Source organism: Vibrio sp. bablab_jr001, from assembly GCF_016464285.1.
GTDB classification, from domain to species: Bacteria; Pseudomonadota; Gammaproteobacteria; order Enterobacterales; family Vibrionaceae; genus Vibrio; species Vibrio fluvialis.
On sequence record NZ_JACDWZ010000110.1, the window covers coordinates 1 to 205 of the forward strand.

General features: G+C 54.6%; 1 protein-coding gene. It reads right to left on the reverse strand.

Going from position 1 to position 205, the window contains the following annotated elements; all coding sequences use genetic code 11:
- A partial coding sequence (locus JIG40_RS23045; RefSeq protein ID WP_199466078.1) for a cadherin repeat domain-containing protein occupies positions 1 to 205 on the reverse strand: 205 nt, incomplete at both ends.

Genomic DNA, 205 nt, shown 5'->3' on the forward strand with positions numbered 1-205 from the left:
CACCACAATATCGTGTACATTGGGGGCGGTTTCGTAATCGTTTGAGAACGCGGTGACGCCCGTTGCCGTCAGACTGATCGCACCGCTGACTGCGTCGATCTCAAACAAGGCTTCATTGGCATCGTTGTACACGTTGGTGGTAATGGAATACGTCACCGCCTCGCCGTCACCATCGGTGGCCGACACCGTACCAATCACATACTCA